The sequence below is a fragment of the Haemophilus sp. SZY H36 genome, assembly GCF_018829625.1.
GTDB classification, from domain to species: domain Bacteria; phylum Pseudomonadota; class Gammaproteobacteria; order Enterobacterales; family Pasteurellaceae; genus Haemophilus; species Haemophilus haemolyticus_K.
The window spans coordinates 532,910-550,358 of sequence record NZ_JAHKKA010000001.1 but is presented as its reverse complement, the minus strand read 5'-3'; the positions used below and the strand labels follow the sequence as shown (position 1 = coordinate 550,358).

Here is a 17,449-nt window from a genome sequence, read left to right as displayed (position 1 = left end):
TTTAAAAGGCATAGCTTATTAGCTATGCCTTTTTGTATGAGCCAATTAGAATTTATAGTTCAAACTCAGAATATAAGTTCTTCCACGTGCAAAGTTATAAAGTACAGATTTATCTTTTCCCCCATCTTCACAAGTATTATTTTTACTACAAATTGAATCATTTAAGCTTGAATAATAGCGCTGTGAAGCAGCATCATTGCCTGAGTCTAAAGGATCAACATAACGTTTATCTAGTAGGTTTTGTACTTCAGCTTTGATAATTAAATCTTTAACAGGTTCATAACTTACATGCAAATCTAAAATAATCGGTTGTTTATTAATTTCCTCTGTTTTCTTGATTGCATAATAAGTTCGTTCATGGCTCGTATTTAATTCAAATTGAGAACCGTTAATATAATCTTCTTGAATGGTTGCTCGTTTACTTTTCCCATAGTAACGTGCTGCGATACCAAGAGTTAATTTTTGATCAAACCAGCGAGATCCAAGTTCTAATCTTCCATAATCTTTAGGTAGCATTGAGATACGGGATAGACCATAACCTTGTTTCAGAATATCCTCTTTTGACGCATTGTTAGGACGTGGACTCGCATCTGCATAATTGGTTGGTTGATTTGTTCGTTGGTATGCATAAGACAGATTTGCAAAGAAACGTCCCATGTCATAATTTACTTCTAATTCAACACCGCTCTTTTTCACAATTGGCTTATAATTTTGATGAGCAATGGTAAATCTAAATCCATTCTCAGAAGCCCAGTCAGGAACAATGCCATCTCTCCACCATACACCATATACATTATGAATATAATTTTTGATAAAACTACGATAGCCCACTAATTTTAAACCTAATACATCTTCTTTAGTGAAAACGCCTTTTTTATAGGTATTAAAGCCAAGTTGATAAGTTTCAGCTCGCTCAGGTTTTAATCCCGTATTCACTCCAGCATCAGACACTTGAGAGAAAAACATCTCTTGAATATTCGGCATTCTGTGTGTTCGTGAATAAGTAAAAAATGGCATAAAATAATCACTCAGTTCTGCACTTAATGTAGCAGAATGATTGAATGCTTTTTTATGACCTGATTTATGCAAAATCGGTTCATTAATTTGTGTTGGTGTATTTTCGTAACCTACATACTCACCGTTAAATGCATAATGCGTAAAATTGACACTATAGTCTAAATGGTAAATTCCTTTAGAAAGTGCGGTATCAAAATATACTGTTTTAAATTTCTGCTTACCTGAAGGTTGTAAGATCACTGAACGTTGTGGCAGTAAATTACGACTACCTTTAAATCGTCCTAAATTACTGTAGTTACCTTGATCATGTGAAGCATCATTATAAAATAAACTTAATTCTTCTGGAAAACGGTTTTTACTGTATTCGTTAGTAAAATAGTTAAACCCTAATGTGGTTTTTAAATCGATTTCTTTTGGCAATAAGAAGGTATAGCTGTTATTAATATCAATGATATTTGCCACATTTTTTGTGATAAGTTTATCTGCAACTTGCCAACCAGCAAAAAAGCCACCCTTAGGATAAATGGTTTTGCCAATGTTATGTGCTGCCATTAAATTAAGATCAAGATAGTTGTTATTATTGAAGTTATAATTGACTTGGTAATTACGGTTTTCAATTTTGCGAGAACCAATTTTATTATCCAATGTGCGTAGTTGAGCTCCTAGAGTATGGTGATCATCTCCATATTCAAATTTTAACAAATGGCTACGTGAGCGAGATTGTAAGCTGCCTGGTTCAATAGGAGCGACACTATATTGATCTTTATTACGTTCAAATGATTTGTCAGTTTTTTCAATTCCATCATCACCTTTTTGGAGCTCTTCAATATCCTCAGGTTTTTTTCCTGCTCCTAATTGTTGTAGAATATTTTTTCTAGCTTGATTTTTATAAATATTTTTTACACTGGTCTCTGTTTCTTCAGGATCGTATATATTGGATTTTTCAATATGAGTAATACAATTTGAATCGGTCCATATTGTTTCTGTTTCTCCTGTTAAATCATTAGAGCTTGTCGTTTTTTCTGTACTTCCATGAAATGTTGGATTAGGTGCATTGCAAGACCAATGGTTTTTGTTTAAATCAGGTGTCCACTGTCCAGCTGAATTTAAAACATAACCTGCATTGTGGAAATAGGCTTCTTTTTCTTTAGCAAGAATATCTTGTCCTAGCGAAGACAATCGTTCTCCTCCACCGATATGATAATCTTGAGACACCTCACGTTGACTGTAACCATATACCACACCAACATAACCACCATTATCAAGCCATTTTCTGCCTGCAGCCATTGTCATAAAATTCGATTTAGTTGCATTGCTCCCCGTCATTCCTTTTACGATAAGCCCAAATGGTTTGTCATCAGTAATAACATCATTAACACCTAGCGTTCTAAAATTGGCACTACCAGATAAGGTATTTACGCCATTAGAACCTGAAAAGTTACTTTTATTGACATCGACACCAGCAATGAAGTTAGGATCAAGCGATGCACCGAATTGAGAATTACCACCTGATTGACCTGAATCCATTGAGGTGGAATAGAAGGTTTGTGTAACCCCATCGACCATTGTATTGACACGACCTAACCCATTTTCGCCACGAATATTCACAGAAACTACGCCAGAGCCTTTATCTTGTTGAGTAAAAGCACCAGGGATACTTCGAATAACTTGATCGATAGTTTGGGTTTCTTTAAAAATATGCTCTCGGGTGCTTTTTGCTTTCGCTTCCGTAAAAGGTTTTTTATCGTTGGCGACATTTTTTTCTACTACATCAATTTGATCTAATGTTTCTTCAGCTTTTGCATCAACGATAGAAACACTTAGGGTATTGATTAAGCAGAGTGTGATTAAATTTAATTTAATAACTTTCTTCATTATCATATCCTTTTTTATTGAGAAAGATTATCATTATTTCATTTTAACTAAAAAACTCAAGAGGTAATTTAATAAAATTAATGAAATAACAAAAAATAATGAAAAAAACTAATTTCAGATGAAGGTAGAAAAATGTCTTGATAGGGGAAAGAAAAAGGGGCATTTACCCCTTTCTGCATTATAGATCATCAATTATTAAATAGATTTTTGCTACGGGTCCATGGACACCAATCACTTTAATCAATTCAATATCCGCCGTTGAGCTTGGACCTGAGATAATATTGATACAAGATGGCATACGCTCGCCTTGTTGTGCTTTATCGTGTAATACCTTCGCCACTTGTGCAACACGTGGAAGTACTTGGCTTTTACGTACAACAACAATCGATTTTTCAGGTAATAAACTCACTGAACGTCCACGATCTGCGCTAGAGAATAAGACGATTCCGCCAGTTTCCGCCAAACCATATTCTGCATAAACCACACCAAGATTAGCTTTTTCAGAAAAACTAATATTATCTTGTGCCGTTTCTGGTGACCATGTATGACAAGTATATTTCGCTTCAAGCGCCGCAGGAATACCAAGCGCACTCAATCTTTCATCGGAATTAAGCACAACATCACCGCCACCATATTTTTCACAAAGAGCAAGTAAAGTTTGCACTGCATCAGACTCTTTACACACATTTACGTCCACCATCATGGTTTTAGCAGAATTGGTAAATTCATTCGCTAAATCAACCGCACTTAAATGGGTTAAACGCTCAGTAGGGTACGTATTGACAGGTGCTTCCATCGGTTCAGGTACGATAGCACGGGCTTTACCCATTTTCGCCGCTAATTTATTAAGAAAATTTTCGCGATTTTGTAAATCCATGCTTATTACCCTCTCTCTCTATTATTAAACCATTGACGGAAGCTTTCGCCATCTGCTTGTGGTAAATCTCGTGCTTTTGTCCATTCACCCAATGCCCCAAATGTAATTGGTGCTTTCCCATTTTTGATCAGCTTACCCGCTAATTTCGCACCGATATTCACACCTGTTTTCCATAGCGTTGGGTTAGCATTGGCTGTGGTGAAACCAAAAATAGATAAACGTTCCATTGCGGGAGTTTTACCTAACTCTACCATTTTCTCACGGTGTTTTAAGATTAACTGTGCTAATGGAATACGCACCGGGCAGACCGAATTACACGCATTACATAAAGAACAAGCATACGGCAATTCTTTGAATTCATCATAGCCACCTAGTAATGGAGAAATTACTGCACCAATTGGACCTGGGTAAATAGAACCATACCCATGACCACCGATTTGACGATATGCCGGACAAGTATTCAAACAAGCACCGCAGCGGATACAACGTAAAACTTCTTGGAATTCAGACGCTAAAATATCTGAACGGCCATTATCCACAATAACCAAATGGAATTCTTCAGGACCGTCAGTTTCACCAGTAAGACGAGGACCAGTTAACCAAGTGTTATAACCAGTTAATTTTGCACCTACCGCACTACGAGCAAGCATCGTAATTAACACATCCACCTCTTGGAAAGTTGGCGCTAAACGCTCCATTCCCATCACGGCAATATGTGTTTTTGGTAAGGTCGTCGCTAAACGTAAGTTACCTTCGTTTGTCACCAAACAAACTGAGCCGGTTTCCGCTACAGCAAAGTTACAACCACTGATACCGATATCAGCCTCTAAAAAATCTTGACGAATTTTTTCACGTACAAAACGAGTCATATCTTCAGGTGTTTCCTCGCCCTCATAGCCGAGTTTTTCAGATAAATCTTTGCGGATTTGGTGACGATCTTTGTGGATTGCAGGCACAACGATATGGGATGGTTTATCACCTGAAATTTGTAATAGATATTCACCCAAATCGGTTTCGATCACTTGCATGCCCTCTTTTTCAAGCACTTCGTTTAAACCGATTTCTTCTGTCACCATGGATTTGGATTTTACGATTTTCTTCGCATTTTTCTCTAATGCGACTTTGCGAATATAAGCACTCGCTTCTTCGGCCGTTTCAGCAAAATACACTTTACCGCCATTTTCCATCACTTTTTCGCTCAATTGATACAAATAAGCATCTAAATTAGCTAAAACATGGTTACGAATCTGTTTAGATAAATCACGCCATTCTTCCCAATGACCTAATTCGTCCACCATTTTTTGTCGATTAGCCCCAATCGTTTCTTGGGCTTTCACAACCGCTTTACGCATGATAGTGTTATGTACTTCATGATCGACACGCGCTTTAAAAGGAAGATTACTGGTTTTCAATGACATCTTATTTCTCCCCTTGCATTAATACTTCCGCAATGTGCATCACTTTGATCTTACTGCCTTCGCGTTGTAAACGACCACCAATATTTAATAAACAACTTACATCTGCACCGATTAAATATTGCGGTTCAACCTCTTCAATATGCTCAACTTTTTCTTTCACCATTTCGCCAGAAATCTCCGCCATTTTCACAGAGAAAGTTCCACCGAAGCCACAGCAGGTTTGTTGATTATGAATAGGAAGCAGCTCTAATCCTTTCACATTTTTTAACAGTGCGATAGGCTCATTTACGATGCCCAGTTTACGTGTAAGGCTACAAGAAGGGTGATAAACCGCTTTACCTGGCAAATAGGCACCAATATCAGTTATTCCAAGTTTATTCACGATAAAATCGGTTAAATCACAGAAACGCGAAGCTACTTTTTGGGCACGTTTAGCCCAGTCTAATTCTCCTGCGTTAGTGAAGTAGTTGGGGTAATTTTTGATCGCATAAACACAAGATCCGGCAGGTGCTACGATTGGGTAATCGTTTACTTCAAAGGTTTCGACTAAGTTTTTCATGCCTGGGATGGCTTGTTTTGTATAGCCACTATTTAATGCAGGCTGCCCGCAACAACCTTGTTTTTCAAGGAAAGTAACATTGCAACCGAGTTTCTCAAGCAGTAAAACGGTGTTTTTGGCCACACCACTTTTTACTACGTCTGCAATGCAGGTTACGTAGAAATTTACGTTCATTTTTAATCACTCCAGTAAGAGAAAAGTAACAAATGACCGCAAAAGTGCGGTCATTTTTCCAAGTAAATTTATAGATTATAAAGTAAAGGTACTAAGTACAGCGCACAGAGTGCCGCAATAATACCGTAAATCATCATAGGGATAATGGTTTTCTTAATAATGGTACCTTCTTGGTTAGAAATATTTAATACTGAACTGACAGCAACGATATTATTAATACATACCATATTTCCCATTGCGCCTCCAACAGATTGTAAAGCTAGGACTAGTGCTACTGAAATTCCTGTTGTTTCTGCTGTAGAAAGTTGAACACTACCAAATGTTAGGTTAGATACGGTGTTTGATCCCGAGAAGAATGCCCCTATAGCCCCTAAGAAAGAAGAGAAAATTGTCCAGTTACTGCCGGATATTTCTGCAAAGGTGCGACCAATAATTTTCACCATGGAGTGTTCGCCTCCGACTAACATTAAGTTCACCATAACCAAGGCTCCCATTAAGGCTATAAATGGATTTTTTGATTGTTGTAAACTTGAAGCAAAAACGTTTTTAACATTGCTAATTGAGACGTTAAATATAGGAATTGCAATTAAAACTGTAATTACAAATGGAATTAACGCTGGTACGTAAAGCAATTTGTAGCTTGATGATACATCAGAACCAAAAATATCTTTTAAGGTAAAGATTAATCCTTTACTAATTTCAAATGTACCTAATGATCCTAGGGTTGTTGAGAACCACATTGTAGCGTCATTCATCATTGCTTTGAAAGGTAATTGATGGATACGTGTAATGATTAGGAATGCAATCAATAAACCTGTTGGGAATAATGCTTTCATTACTTGCTTAGTTGTTACCGCATTATTATCCAGACTATTTTCTACTTTTGTTAAGCCAATATTGCGATTTGCAGCCCATACAGAAATAAATAAACCAATTGCTCCGCCTACTAATGATGGAAATTCATCATTAACTTGGGCAAGTAAGAAATAAGGAATGACACAGGCAAAGACACTGATATAGATAAATAGAATATTTTTACGAATATCGTTCCAACTTACTAAGACTCGTAATGCTAATAATGGAATAATAAATGCGGCAATAGAATGGATAAATGCTGTAATAGAACCAATTTCCAAAATTATATCTTCTGATAGTTTTAGTGGACCGAAACCAAACCATGTAGGCGTTCCCACAGCCCCAAAAGAGACTGGGACGGAGTTCATGATTAGTGCCAACATGGCGACTTTTAATGGATGAAAACCTAGCCCGACTAAAATAGGTGCCGCAATGGCTGCAGGTGTACCAAAACCACTTGCTCCTTCAATCATAAAAGCAAATGCCCAACCGATAATCATTAATTGAGCTACAGGATTGGGATTAATATTCCCTAGCCATTTACGCATGGTATCTGTCGCACCTGAAATTTCTGAAAAGCGATTAAATAAGATCGCGCCAAAAATAACTGTAATTGGGGTTTGTACAGCAATAATAGCGGAAACAACATTGGCACTAATTGTGACAATATCAGTATTAAAGTGAAGAAGATGGACACCCATTACTAATGTTGCAATCCAAGGTAATGCGACATAAGAAGGCAAGGCATTTCGTTTTACCATTAGATAAATTAGCAAAACAATAGGAAAAATACTCAGAACAAAAGACATTAGAAAATATCCTTAAATTTATAATAAAAAAGACTCGTGCATTGTATGGATTTAGGCATAAAAGAATATACCTCTTTGGGGAAAATGTGATCAATATCTCATAAAAAATTAACATTTTATTTTCATTTTTTACATTTTTATTACCAATCTTCTCTGATTAAAATCTTAATAGACTAAAATGGAATATGATGTGGGGATTAATTATTAGATGGGGAGATAAAAGATTTATAGAATCATCGTCATTCCAAATTAGTTATTTTATAAAAGGGAAGCAAAATGGCAGCACATGTAATTGATTTTCTTACATTAGGGAATAATTTTGGTACTCCTGAGATGAGAGCTATATGGTCAGAGGAAAATCGTTTTCGTAAGCAAATTGAAGTCGAAATTGCTTTAGCAAAAGCTGAGGGGGAATTAGGGGTTATTCCATCAGAAGCGGCAAATAAAATTGCTCAATTGGTGAAGGTTGAGGCGCTTAATTTTAATGAACTTGCAGAGGAAGCTGTTCGCTTAAGACATACTTTTATGGCGACCATTAATGCTTTACAGCGTCAATCCGGTGATGCCGGGGAATATATTCATTATGGCGCGACAACACAAGATATTGTTGATACGGCAACAGTGCTTCAGTTAAAAGAAGCTTTTGAGATTGTACTACGTGATACACGTCTTGTTGCGCAAGAATTAAAGACATTAGCTAAAAAATATCAATATTTACCTATGGTGGGGCGGACTCATGGAATGCAAGCTTTACCAACAACATTTGGTTTTAAATTAGCGGTGTGGTTAGATGAATTTGTTCGCCATTTGCAACGTTTAAATGAGATTCGTGATCGTGTGTTGGTCGGCAATATTAGTGGTGCGATCTGTACTTATGCATCATTTGGTAAAAAAGGTCCTGAAGTGGAAGCGAGAGCATTAGCATTATTAGGATTAAATGCACCGAATATCGGATGGCAAGCCGCACGGGATCGCTTTTCTGAATATGCTTCGGTTGTAGCCTTAATCAGTGGAACGTTGGGTAAAATTGCTAATGAGTTTTACAACTTAATGCGTACAGAGATTAATGAAATTGAGGAGCCTTTTTCTAGTGGAAAAATTGGTTCATCAACAATGCCTCATAAACGGAATCCTGCTGCATTAGAGGGAATGGCTAGCCTTACCTCACCTATTTTTAAAAGTGTTGCATTAATTCATGAATCAATGAGAGTTGAGCACGAACGTGATGCCATGAGTTGGCGAGCAGAGTGGATTGCTTTGCCTGAGATGAATATTTATCTTTCAGCTCAATTACAAATTGGTTTATCTATTTTACGCGGAATGAAAGTGAATGCTGAGCAAATGTTAAAAAATTTGGAGTTGCAGAATGGGCTACTTCTTTCTGAAAAAGTGATGTTTGAATTAGGTAAACGTTTAGGAAAACAAAGTAGTCATAGCTTAGTATATGAATGTTCAATGAAAGCTTTTGAAGAAGCTCGATCATTTAAAGATGTATTGTTAGAAAACCCTATTATTAAGAAAGAATTTAATGAGTCTGAAATAACAGAATGGCTTGTTCCACAAAATTATTTAGGAAGTGCTCCAGATAAAGTAGATATCGTTATTCGTTATGCAGAGCTATCGGGGTTATTAGATTAATGGATATTAGAACACTAACGCTTGTTGATATTGAATCATATCAAAGTTTATTACATCGTGCTTATCAACCTATATTAGCTTTAGGAATTCATTTTTCTGCATCAACGGTTTCTAAGTCTGAAATTGAGCAGCATTTATGCGCTAATTTAGTCTTTGGTGGATTTATTGATGGCAATCTTGTTTGTTCTATTAGTTTACGTTTGCCTTGGGGGAATAATCCAGGACCTTATGGTGTACCTCATATTGGCTGGTTGGCAACCCATCCAGATTATAAAAAGCAGGGGCTAGCAGTAGAGCTTATAAAGTGGACAGAGGAGAATATTTTACTAAAGCAACTTAAAGTGCCTTTTGTGACACTAGGTACTGCAGAAAATCATCCTTGGTTAAATTCCTTTTATATAAAACAAGGTTTTGAAGAAATCGGAAAAGCAAATTTAACCGATGATCATACTACAATTTATTATCGAAAAATTTTAAACACAACATTATTTCAAGAGTATCAAAAACATCATCATTAATTAAATAAGGAGTTAAAAATGATTTTAAAACATACCGCACTTTTCACTATTTTAGCAACAACAGTTGTTTTAGCTGGTTGTAATGATAAGGACAATGATAGCTCAAAGATAGTTTCACCTAAGATATTAAAAATAGGATCTACTGGACAAAGTTATCCAAATGGTTTTAAACAGAATGGTAAATTAGTTGGGTTTGATGTAGAGACAACTGAGGCAATAGCAAAAGAATTAGGCTATACCATTGAATGGACGACAGCTGAATTTTCAGGGCTTATGGGCCAACTTGATTCAGGCCGTTTAGATACTGTTGCTAATGCAGTCGCAGTAACTGAGGCGCGTAAAACTAAATATGATTTTACACAACCTTACAGTTATTATGGTAGTCAACTTGTAGCTCATAAAGATAATAGCACAATTAATATTTTGGATGATTTTAAAGGAAAAACGATTTCAGGGGTATTGGGTTCTAATCATTTGAAAAATTTGCAGAAACGCTTTCCTAATAATGAAGTAAATGTGAAAACTTATGAAACTCGCGATGGTGCAATGTATGATTTGGTATATAAACGTGTTGATGGTTATATAAATTCTAAACCAATCTTATTGGCTGAGATTAAACGCGGTAATTTACCATTTAAATTAGTAGGAGAACCATTAGTAATTGAAGAAGTAGCATTTCCATTTGCTAAAAATGAAAAAGGAGAAGAACTACGTAAAGAATTTAACCAAGCTATAAAGAAATTAAAAGAAAGTGGGAAATTAAAAGAGCTTTCTATTAAATATTATGGCGAGGATATTACTGCATCAGATAAATAAGAATCGGGAGGTTAAACCTCCCGGTTTTTGATAGGATATTTCTTGGTTTTACCTAATGGATTATATATGAGTTTTGATTTTGTATATTTTATTTCAGTTTTTCCTAATATTATTTCATATTTGCCAACTACATTATTTATTGCGGTAGTGTCAATTTTTATAGCAATTTTTATTGGTTTATTTATTGCTCTAATTCGTGTGAATAAAAGTTTTATGATAGATGGGGTACTTGCTTTATATATTTCATTGTTTCGTGGGATGCCAACAGTAGTGTTGTTATTTATTATTTATTATGGTTCACCACAGTTATTTCCTAGTTTAAAAGAAATGTCAGCAATGAACGCTGCATTACTTTGTTTTAGTTTGAAATATTCAGCTTATTTGGCCGAAATTTTTCGAGCAGGTTTAGAGTCTGTAGACAATGGTCAGAAAGAGGCAGGTATGGCGATGGGATTATCTCTTATAAATGTTTATCGTCATATTATTTTACCTCAGGCTTTTGTTAATGCCTTACCAAGTATAGGGAATATGTTTATTTCTTTATTAAAGGATTCATCAGTAGCATTCTTTGTTGGGGTGCCAGAATTATTAGCTGCAGGTAAGTTATTAACGGTAGAATCATATAAATTCTTTGAAACCTATCTAGCTGTAGGTATTGTTTATTGGCTTGTGGTTGTTCTTTATTCTTGGGCCCAAAAACGATTGGAAGTGGCTTTATCTTCCCCTTATAAACGTTAAGGATGTATTATGACTACAATGATTTCTGTTGAAAAACTTTCAAAATCCTTTGGAAAAAATACAGTATTAAAATCAATTGATTTATCTATTCAAAAAGGGGAGGTTGTCGCAATTATTGGACCTTCAGGATCAGGGAAATCTACTTTATTACGGTGTTTAAATTTATTGGAAAAACCTGATGAAGTGAAAATTAAAATAGCATCTAAAGAGTTTGATGTTAAAGAGCATTCTCGTCGGGATGAAATCTCATTACGTCATCAATCAGCAATGGTGTTTCAAAGTTATAATTTATTTAAAAATAAAACTGCACTTGAGAACATTACACTAACGCCGTTGGTTAATCAGAAAATGAGTAAAATTGAAGCGCAAAAATTAGGTTTGGATTTACTAAAACGGGTCGGACTTTCCGAGCAGGCCCACCAGTATCCTATTACGCTTTCTGGTGGGCAGCAACAACGTATTGCGATAGCTCGTGCTTTGGCTGTAAAACCTAAAGTTTTGCTTTTTGATGAGCCTACATCTGCGTTGGATCCAGAGCGTGTAAATGAAGTTTTACAAGTGATACAACAGTTAGCTAAACAAAAAATTACAATGGTTATTGTTACTCATGAAATGGAATTCGCAAAACATGTGGCTGATCGTATTATTTTTATGGCAGATGGAAACATCATAGAACAAGGACCTGCTAAGCAGCTTATTGATTTTCCTAAGCAAGAACAAACAAAACGTTTTGTAAAGCAATTTTCAGATCCCATTGAATTTTATATTTAGGGGGAGGGGAATGAATGCACAAGAATTGGCAAATAAAATTCTAAATACCCCCTTAATTAATGAACAAGATACATTAAAACAGGCTACAAGAGGGGTTGTAGATTATTTTGCATCTTCACTCCAAGCTAAAAATCAAGTTGAATTACAACAATTTAAAGATTGGATTATACTAGAGGGAGGAAATAAGAAGGCATGGTTAATTGGACAAAAACAGTTAGTGACCGCAAGACAGGCTGCCTTATTTAACGGTTTTCAAGCACATTACTTAGATTATGATGATGTGCATGCGACTGTACGTGGACACCCTTCATCTGTGATTTTAAGTGCGCTTTTTGCTAGCATTGACAAAAGTATACAGAGAATTGACAGTAGACGTTTTTTAACTGCTTATGTTATCGGTGTAGAGGTTATGGCCCGTTTGGGTCAGATACTAAATCCTAAACTCTATATCAGGGGATGGCATAGTACAATCACTTTAGGAGGAATTGCCGCAACTTGTGCTATAGGCTATTTACACCAATATTTTTTTCTATCGGATGCTATTTCTTTGGCTGCAACACAATCGTCAGGAATGCGTTTTGTGTTTGGTTCTCCTATTAAGGCTTTACATGCAGGAATTGCTGCACAAAATGCGATTCAATCTATTGATTGGATTAAAACAGGCTTGTCTTTACCACAAAATCCATTTGATGAAAAAATTGGTTTTTTTATGTTATTGGGCGACCAATATTCGGTTGAAGACTGGGGATATGATTGGGAGAAAAATTGGCAAATTCACCAGCTTTGGTTTAAAAATTATCCTTATTGTTCTGCTGCAGCAGGAATTGCTGATATTTCTTATGAGTTAAGAAACAAGATTTCAAATATAAGTGATATTCTTCAAATTGAGATTTGTTTTTATGTTAATTCAGATGCTGCATTAATTTATCAAAAAGTAGATATTACTAGCCAGGGAAAATTTTCTGCAGAATATATTTTAGCTTCAATTTTGCTAAATAAAAAATTGGATTTTCAACATTTTGAGCAGTCTCAAGTTGAACCATGTATTTGCCAGATGATGTCTAAAATTCATCGAACTTATCAAAATAATGAAGTAAATCCTAAAAAAGTGAAAATTAGAGTACAGTTAAAAAATGGGGCTATTTTAGAGGCCATTTCTAATTTTCCAAAAGGAAGTCCTATGAACCCTTATTCCAATACTCAATTAAAAGAGAAACTTGAGTTAGCTATAGGTAATAATTCCTTATCTCAGCAACTTTATCAAGATATTAGCAATTTAAAAAATGGAATTAATATTCAGGATTTTATTCAAGCTTATCAATCAATATTGTGAGATGTAATATGGAAAAATTAAATCAATTGACACAACAATATCAAATCTTGGCAGATTTTTTACGTCAATTTCGTCAAGAACGCCATCAATATCCAGAGCTTTCCAATGAAGAATTTGAAACAACGGCAAAAATTAGGGAAGTTTTAGAAAAACATCATATTGATATTTTACCATTTCCACTTCAAACAGGATTAGTGGCAGAGATTAAAGGCCTTAAAGCTGGAAAAACCGTAATGCTGCGTGCAGATATAGATGCATTACCAATAGAGGAAGAATCAGGTGTTGAATTTAGCTCAAAAAAAGTTGGTATTATGCATGCCTGTGGACATGATTTTCATATGTCAGCTGCACTTGGTGCTGCAATTTTATTAAAACAGCATCAAAATGAATTAGAGGGGACTGTTAGAGTATTGTTTCAGGCTGCAGAAGAAACAGGTTTAGGTGCATTGAACGTATTAAAGTCTGGTGCTTTACAAAATGTAGATGCTATTTTGGGTTTACATAATGATCCCACGTTGCCTGTAGGTACAGTAGGTACCAAGTCACATGCATTAACAGCAGGAGTGGATCGTTTTGAAATTCGTATTTTAGCAAAGGGAGCTCATGCGGCTTGCCCACAGGATGGTAAAGATCCCATAGTAGTACTTGCTCAGATTATTAGTGTTGTTCAAACTATTATCAGCCGAAATATTGCGGCTAATGAAAATGCGGTTATTTCCATAACTCATGTTGAAAGTGGTAATACTTGGAACGTCATCCCTGACAATGCTTATTTAGAAGGAACTGTTCGAAGTTTTAATGCGAATGTAAGAACTCTGATTGAACAGCGTTTACGTATGTTATTGCAAGGTATTGCGATTACGTTTGATGTTGAAATAGAACTAGATTGGCATGCTGGCCCGCCTTCTGTAAATAATGATGAGCAGTTGGTGCCTTTTGTTTTAAATGTAGCAGGTGCTATTGGATTTGAGACTAAAATTGTGGAAGCGAGTCCCATTGGTGAAGACTTTGCTTTTTATCAAGTAGAAGTGCCAGGTGTATTTGTTATGATAGGTTCAGGTGGGCCTTATGCATTACATCACCCTAAATTTCGTGTAGATGATAGGGTGTTGTTTCCAACCGCTTATTACTTATATGAGTTAGCAAAAGAATTTTTAGCGAAATGACTCGTTTATCTCTATAATACGATAAATTGTCATAATTAAGTAAGAGATAAGTAGCATGGGAACGATTATTACCGTTGATGGGCCTAGCGGTGCTGGGAAGGGGACGCTTTGTTACGCTTTGGCAGAAAAGCTAGGTTATGCGTTATTGGATAGTGGAGCAATTTATCGCGTTACAGCATTGGCGGCATTACAACGTAAAACTGATTTAACAAATGAATCGGCACTAGCTGAGTTAGCTCGTCACTTAGATATTCAATTTATTCCTCAAAATGGCGAGGTGAATATTTTGCTTGCTGGCATGAATGTAAGCCATTTAATTCGCACTCAAGAAGTCGCTGATGCCGCATCTAAAGTAGCCGTGTTTCCAGAAGTGCGGTCAGCTTTGCTACAACTTCAGCAAGATTTTGCGAAAAATGATGGATTAATTGCTGATGGTAGAGATATGGGGACTGTGGTATTCCCAAATGCTCAAGTGAAGTTATTTTTAGATGCGAGTGCTGAAGAACGTGCAAAAAGACGTTATAAACAGTTGCAAAATAAAGGAATAAATGGTAACTTTGAGCAGATTTTAGCCGAGATAAAAGGGCGTGATTTTCGTGATAGAAATCGAGAGGTCGCGCCTCTAAAACCGGCTGATGATGCTTTATTATTGGATAGCACAACGTTGAGTATTGGTGAAGTTATAGATCAGGCGTTAGCTTATATTCGAGAAAAGGTGTCAGTTTCGATTTAACTGTTTGTTCAAGGAAGAATAAACATTTATCCTCAACCCCGCATTTTATGGATTTTAATGTGGATGTTATTAACTTAAATTAAGAAGATTATTTATATGTCAGAATCTTTTGCTCAACTTTTTGAAGAATCATTAAAAGGCCTTGAAACTCGTCAAGGTTCAATCGTTAGCGGTACTGTAGTAGCTATCCAAAAAGGCTTTGTGCTTGTTGATGCAGGTTTAAAATCTGAGTCTGCAATCCCAGTTGCTGAATTCTTAAATGCACAAGGCGAACTTGAAATCCAAGTTGGCGATACTGTAAATGTTGCATTAGATGCAGTTGAAGATGGTTTCGGTGAAACTAAACTTTCTCGTGAAAAAGCTGTTCGTCACGAATCTTGGATTGAATTAGAAAAAGCTTACGAAGAAAAAGCGACCGTTATCGGTTTAATCAACGGTAAAGTGAAAGGCGGCTTCACAGTTGAGTTAAACGGTGTTCGTGCATTCTTACCAGGTTCTTTAGTTGATACTCGTCCAGCGCGCGAAGCAGATCATTTACTTGGTAAAGAATTAGAATTCAAAGTAATCAAATTAGATCAAAAACGTAACAACGTTGTTGTTTCTCGTCGTGCAGTGATTGAATCTGAAAATAGCCAAGAACGTGAACAAGTATTAGAAAATCTTGTTGAAGGTTCAGAAGTTAAAGGTATCGTTAAAAACTTAACTGAGTACGGTGCATTCGTTGATCTTGGTGGTGTTGATGGTTTATTACATATCACAGATATGGCTTGGAAACGTGTTAAACACCCAAGCGAAATCGTGAATGTTGGCGATGAAGTTACTGTTAAAGTATTAAAATTTGATAAAGATCGTACTCGTGTATCTTTAGGCTTAAAACAATTAGGTCAAGATCCATGGGCCGCAATTGCTGAAAATCACCCAGTAAACAGCAAATTAACTGGTAAAGTGACCAACTTAACAGACTATGGTTGTTTTGTTGAGATTTTAGATGGCGTTGAAGGTTTAGTTCACGTTTCTGAAATGGATTGGACTAACAAAAATATCCACCCATCTAAAGTTGTTAGCTTAGGCGATACTGTTGAAGTAATGGTATTAGAAATTGATGAAGAACGTCGTCGTATTTCTTTAGGCTTAAAACAATGTAAAGCTAACCCATGGACTCAATTTGCTGAAACTCACAATAAAGGCGATAAAGTAACTGGTAAAATCAAGTCTATCACTGATTTCGGTATCTTCATCGGTCTTGAAGGCGGTATCGATGGTTTAGTTCACTTATCTGATATTTCTTGGAATGTATCAGGTGAAGAAGCCGTTCGTAACTACAAAAAAGGTGACGAAGTTTCTGCAGTAGTATTAGCAGTTGATGCAGTGAAAGAGCGCATTTCTTTAGGTATCAAACAACTTGAAGAAGATCCATTCAATAACTTCGTAGCAATCAACAAAAAAGGTGCTGTAGTATCAGCAACAGTAGTTGAAGCAGATGCAAAAGGTGCTAAAGTTGAATTAGCGGGCGGCGTTGAAGGTTATATCCGCGCAGCTGATTTAACAAATGAAGTTGCTGCAGGTGACGTAGTTGAAGCTAAATACACTGGTGTAGATCGTAAATCTCGTATCGTTCACTTATCAGTGAAAGCAAAAGATCAAGCTGAAGAAGCTGCAGCAGTTGCAAATGTGAATAACAAACAAGAAGAAGTTGCTATTCCAAACGCAATGGCTGAAGCATTTAAAGCAGCTAAAGGTGAATAATTAATTCACATAATAAGGCTGGGCTCATGTCCAGCCTTATTTTTAGGGCTTATTGCTAATACATTGAAATAATGTATTAGCAATAAATCTTAATTTGAATAATATGAGGGGAGAAAAGACGATGACTAAATCAGAACTTATCGAAAAATTATCAGAAAAGCATCCAATGTTACCTCTGAAAATGGTTGAAAATATTGTAAAAGATATTCTTGAGTTTATGTCTCAGTCTCTCGAAAATGGTGATCGTATTGAAGTTCGTGGGTTTGGTAGTTTTTCGTTACATTATCGTCAGCCTCGTTTAGGGCGTAATCCTAAAACAGGTGATTCAGTAAAATTAGATGAGAAATCAGTGCCACATTTCAAGGCGGGTAAAGAATTAAAAGAACGAGTAAATTGTTTATAGTTC

At 36.0% G+C, this 17,449-nt stretch carries 15 protein-coding genes; 10 read left to right on the top strand and 5 right to left on the bottom strand.

All coding sequences use genetic code 11. From position 1 onward, the window contains the following. Nucleotides 1–45 precede the first annotated feature (45 nt). The 5 genes from KP713_RS02420 to KP713_RS02400 form a co-directional block, all read right to left on the bottom strand. The gene (locus KP713_RS02420) at nt 46–2,892 is read right to left on the bottom strand and encodes a TonB-dependent receptor domain-containing protein (RefSeq protein WP_215769755.1); all 2,847 of its coding nucleotides are present in this window, start codon (nt 2,890–2,892) and stop codon (nt 46–48) included. A 178-nt stretch (nt 2,893–3,070) separates the two neighbouring features. Continuing rightward, nucleotides 3,071–3,769, bottom strand: a complete 699-nt coding sequence (locus KP713_RS02415; protein WP_048954080.1) for a LutC/YkgG family protein — start codon at nt 3,767–3,769, stop codon at nt 3,071–3,073. 5 nt (nt 3,770–3,774) lie between these two features. Further along, on the bottom strand, nt 3,775–5,187 hold the full coding sequence (locus tag KP713_RS02410) for a LutB/LldF family L-lactate oxidation iron-sulfur protein (protein ID WP_048954079.1): 1,413 nt from the start codon (nt 5,185–5,187) through the stop codon (nt 3,775–3,777). Nucleotide 5,188: 1 nt separating this feature from the next. After that, nucleotides 5,189–5,920 carry a (Fe-S)-binding protein gene (locus KP713_RS02405; RefSeq protein WP_106013375.1) on the bottom strand — a complete coding sequence of 244 codons (732 nt, stop codon included), beginning with the start codon at nt 5,918–5,920 and terminating at the stop codon, nt 5,189–5,191. 68 nt (nt 5,921–5,988) lie between these two features. Continuing rightward, complete coding sequence (locus KP713_RS02400; RefSeq protein ID WP_215769754.1) at nt 5,989–7,584, bottom strand: lactate permease LctP family transporter; 1,596 nt, start codon at nt 7,582–7,584, stop codon at nt 5,989–5,991. Nucleotides 7,585–7,860: 276 nt separating this feature from the next. On the opposite strand from KP713_RS02400, the gene purB reads away from it, so the two are divergent. From purB to KP713_RS02350, 10 genes are all read left to right on the top strand, one after another. Continuing rightward, nucleotides 7,861–9,222: an adenylosuccinate lyase gene (gene purB / locus KP713_RS02395; protein WP_139990287.1), complete on the top strand. Its 1,362-nt coding sequence runs from the start codon at nt 7,861–7,863 to the stop codon at nt 9,220–9,222. After that, entirely contained in the window at nt 9,222–9,740 is a 519-nt protein-coding gene (locus KP713_RS02390; RefSeq protein WP_048954075.1) for a GNAT family N-acetyltransferase, read from the top strand. Before purB ends, KP713_RS02390 begins: the two co-directional genes overlap by 1 nt. 18 nt (nt 9,741–9,758) lie before the next feature. After that, entirely contained in the window at nt 9,759–10,556 is a 798-nt protein-coding gene (locus tag KP713_RS02385; RefSeq protein WP_139990288.1) for an amino acid ABC transporter substrate-binding protein, read from the top strand. Nucleotides 10,557–10,622: 66 nt separating this feature from the next. Further along, nucleotides 10,623–11,294 (top strand): amino acid ABC transporter permease, encoded by a 672-nt coding sequence (locus KP713_RS02380; RefSeq protein ID WP_215769753.1) that lies wholly within the window; start codon nt 10,623–10,625, stop codon nt 11,292–11,294. Between the two features lie 18 nt (nt 11,295–11,312). Continuing rightward, the gene (locus KP713_RS02375; RefSeq protein ID WP_215769897.1) at nt 11,313–12,065 is read left to right on the top strand and encodes an amino acid ABC transporter ATP-binding protein; all 753 of its coding nucleotides are present in this window, start codon (nt 11,313–11,315) and stop codon (nt 12,063–12,065) included. A gap of 10 nt (nt 12,066–12,075) precedes the next feature. After that, complete coding sequence (locus tag KP713_RS02370; protein WP_215769752.1) at nt 12,076–13,398, top strand: MmgE/PrpD family protein; 1,323 nt, start codon at nt 12,076–12,078, stop codon at nt 13,396–13,398. An 8-nt stretch (nt 13,399–13,406) separates the two neighbouring features. After that, entirely contained in the window at nt 13,407–14,564 is a 1,158-nt protein-coding gene (locus KP713_RS02365) for an amidohydrolase (protein WP_215769751.1), read from the top strand. 55 nt (nt 14,565–14,619) lie between these two features. Continuing rightward, a complete protein-coding gene (gene cmk, locus KP713_RS02360) occupies nt 14,620–15,297 on the top strand; it encodes a (d)CMP kinase (protein WP_215769750.1) in 678 nt (225 codons plus the stop codon). A gap of 96 nt (nt 15,298–15,393) precedes the next feature. After that, on the top strand, nt 15,394–17,043 hold the full coding sequence (rpsA, locus tag KP713_RS02355; RefSeq protein WP_005630739.1) for a 30S ribosomal protein S1: 1,650 nt from the start codon (nt 15,394–15,396) through the stop codon (nt 17,041–17,043). A 121-nt stretch (nt 17,044–17,164) separates the two neighbouring features. Then, nucleotides 17,165–17,446 (top strand): integration host factor subunit beta, encoded by a 282-nt coding sequence (locus KP713_RS02350; protein WP_065264606.1) that lies wholly within the window; start codon nt 17,165–17,167, stop codon nt 17,444–17,446. Nucleotides 17,447–17,449: the final 3 nt, after the last annotated feature.

What these genes read in the sequence shown, in the direction of transcription:
- KP713_RS02375 (WP_215769897.1), top strand. Translation starts at nt 11,313, where the DNA reads ATGATTTCTGTTGAAAAACTTTCAAAATCCTTTGGAAAAAATACAGTA.
- KP713_RS02420 (WP_215769755.1), bottom strand. Translation starts at nt 2,892, where the DNA reads ATGAAGAAAGTTATTAAATTAAATTTAATCACACTCTGCTTAATCAAT.
- KP713_RS02350 (WP_065264606.1), top strand. Translation starts at nt 17,165, where the DNA reads ATGACTAAATCAGAACTTATCGAAAAATTATCAGAAAAGCATCCAATG.
- KP713_RS02390 (WP_048954075.1), top strand. Translation starts at nt 9,222, where the DNA reads ATGGATATTAGAACACTAACGCTTGTTGATATTGAATCATATCAAAGT.
- KP713_RS02370 (WP_215769752.1), top strand. Translation starts at nt 12,076, where the DNA reads ATGAATGCACAAGAATTGGCAAATAAAATTCTAAATACCCCCTTAATT.
- KP713_RS02415 (WP_048954080.1), bottom strand. Translation starts at nt 3,769, where the DNA reads ATGGATTTACAAAATCGCGAAAATTTTCTTAATAAATTAGCGGCGAAA.
- KP713_RS02380 (WP_215769753.1), top strand. Translation starts at nt 10,623, where the DNA reads ATGAGTTTTGATTTTGTATATTTTATTTCAGTTTTTCCTAATATTATT.
- cmk (WP_215769750.1), top strand. Translation starts at nt 14,620, where the DNA reads ATGGGAACGATTATTACCGTTGATGGGCCTAGCGGTGCTGGGAAGGGG.
- KP713_RS02400 (WP_215769754.1), bottom strand. Translation starts at nt 7,584, where the DNA reads ATGTCTTTTGTTCTGAGTATTTTTCCTATTGTTTTGCTAATTTATCTA.
- KP713_RS02365 (WP_215769751.1), top strand. Translation starts at nt 13,407, where the DNA reads ATGGAAAAATTAAATCAATTGACACAACAATATCAAATCTTGGCAGAT.
- rpsA (WP_005630739.1), top strand. Translation starts at nt 15,394, where the DNA reads ATGTCAGAATCTTTTGCTCAACTTTTTGAAGAATCATTAAAAGGCCTT.
- KP713_RS02385 (WP_139990288.1), top strand. Translation starts at nt 9,759, where the DNA reads ATGATTTTAAAACATACCGCACTTTTCACTATTTTAGCAACAACAGTT.
- KP713_RS02410 (WP_048954079.1), bottom strand. Translation starts at nt 5,187, where the DNA reads ATGTCATTGAAAACCAGTAATCTTCCTTTTAAAGCGCGTGTCGATCAT.
- purB (WP_139990287.1), top strand. Translation starts at nt 7,861, where the DNA reads ATGGCAGCACATGTAATTGATTTTCTTACATTAGGGAATAATTTTGGT.
- KP713_RS02405 (WP_106013375.1), bottom strand. Translation starts at nt 5,920, where the DNA reads ATGAACGTAAATTTCTACGTAACCTGCATTGCAGACGTAGTAAAAAGT.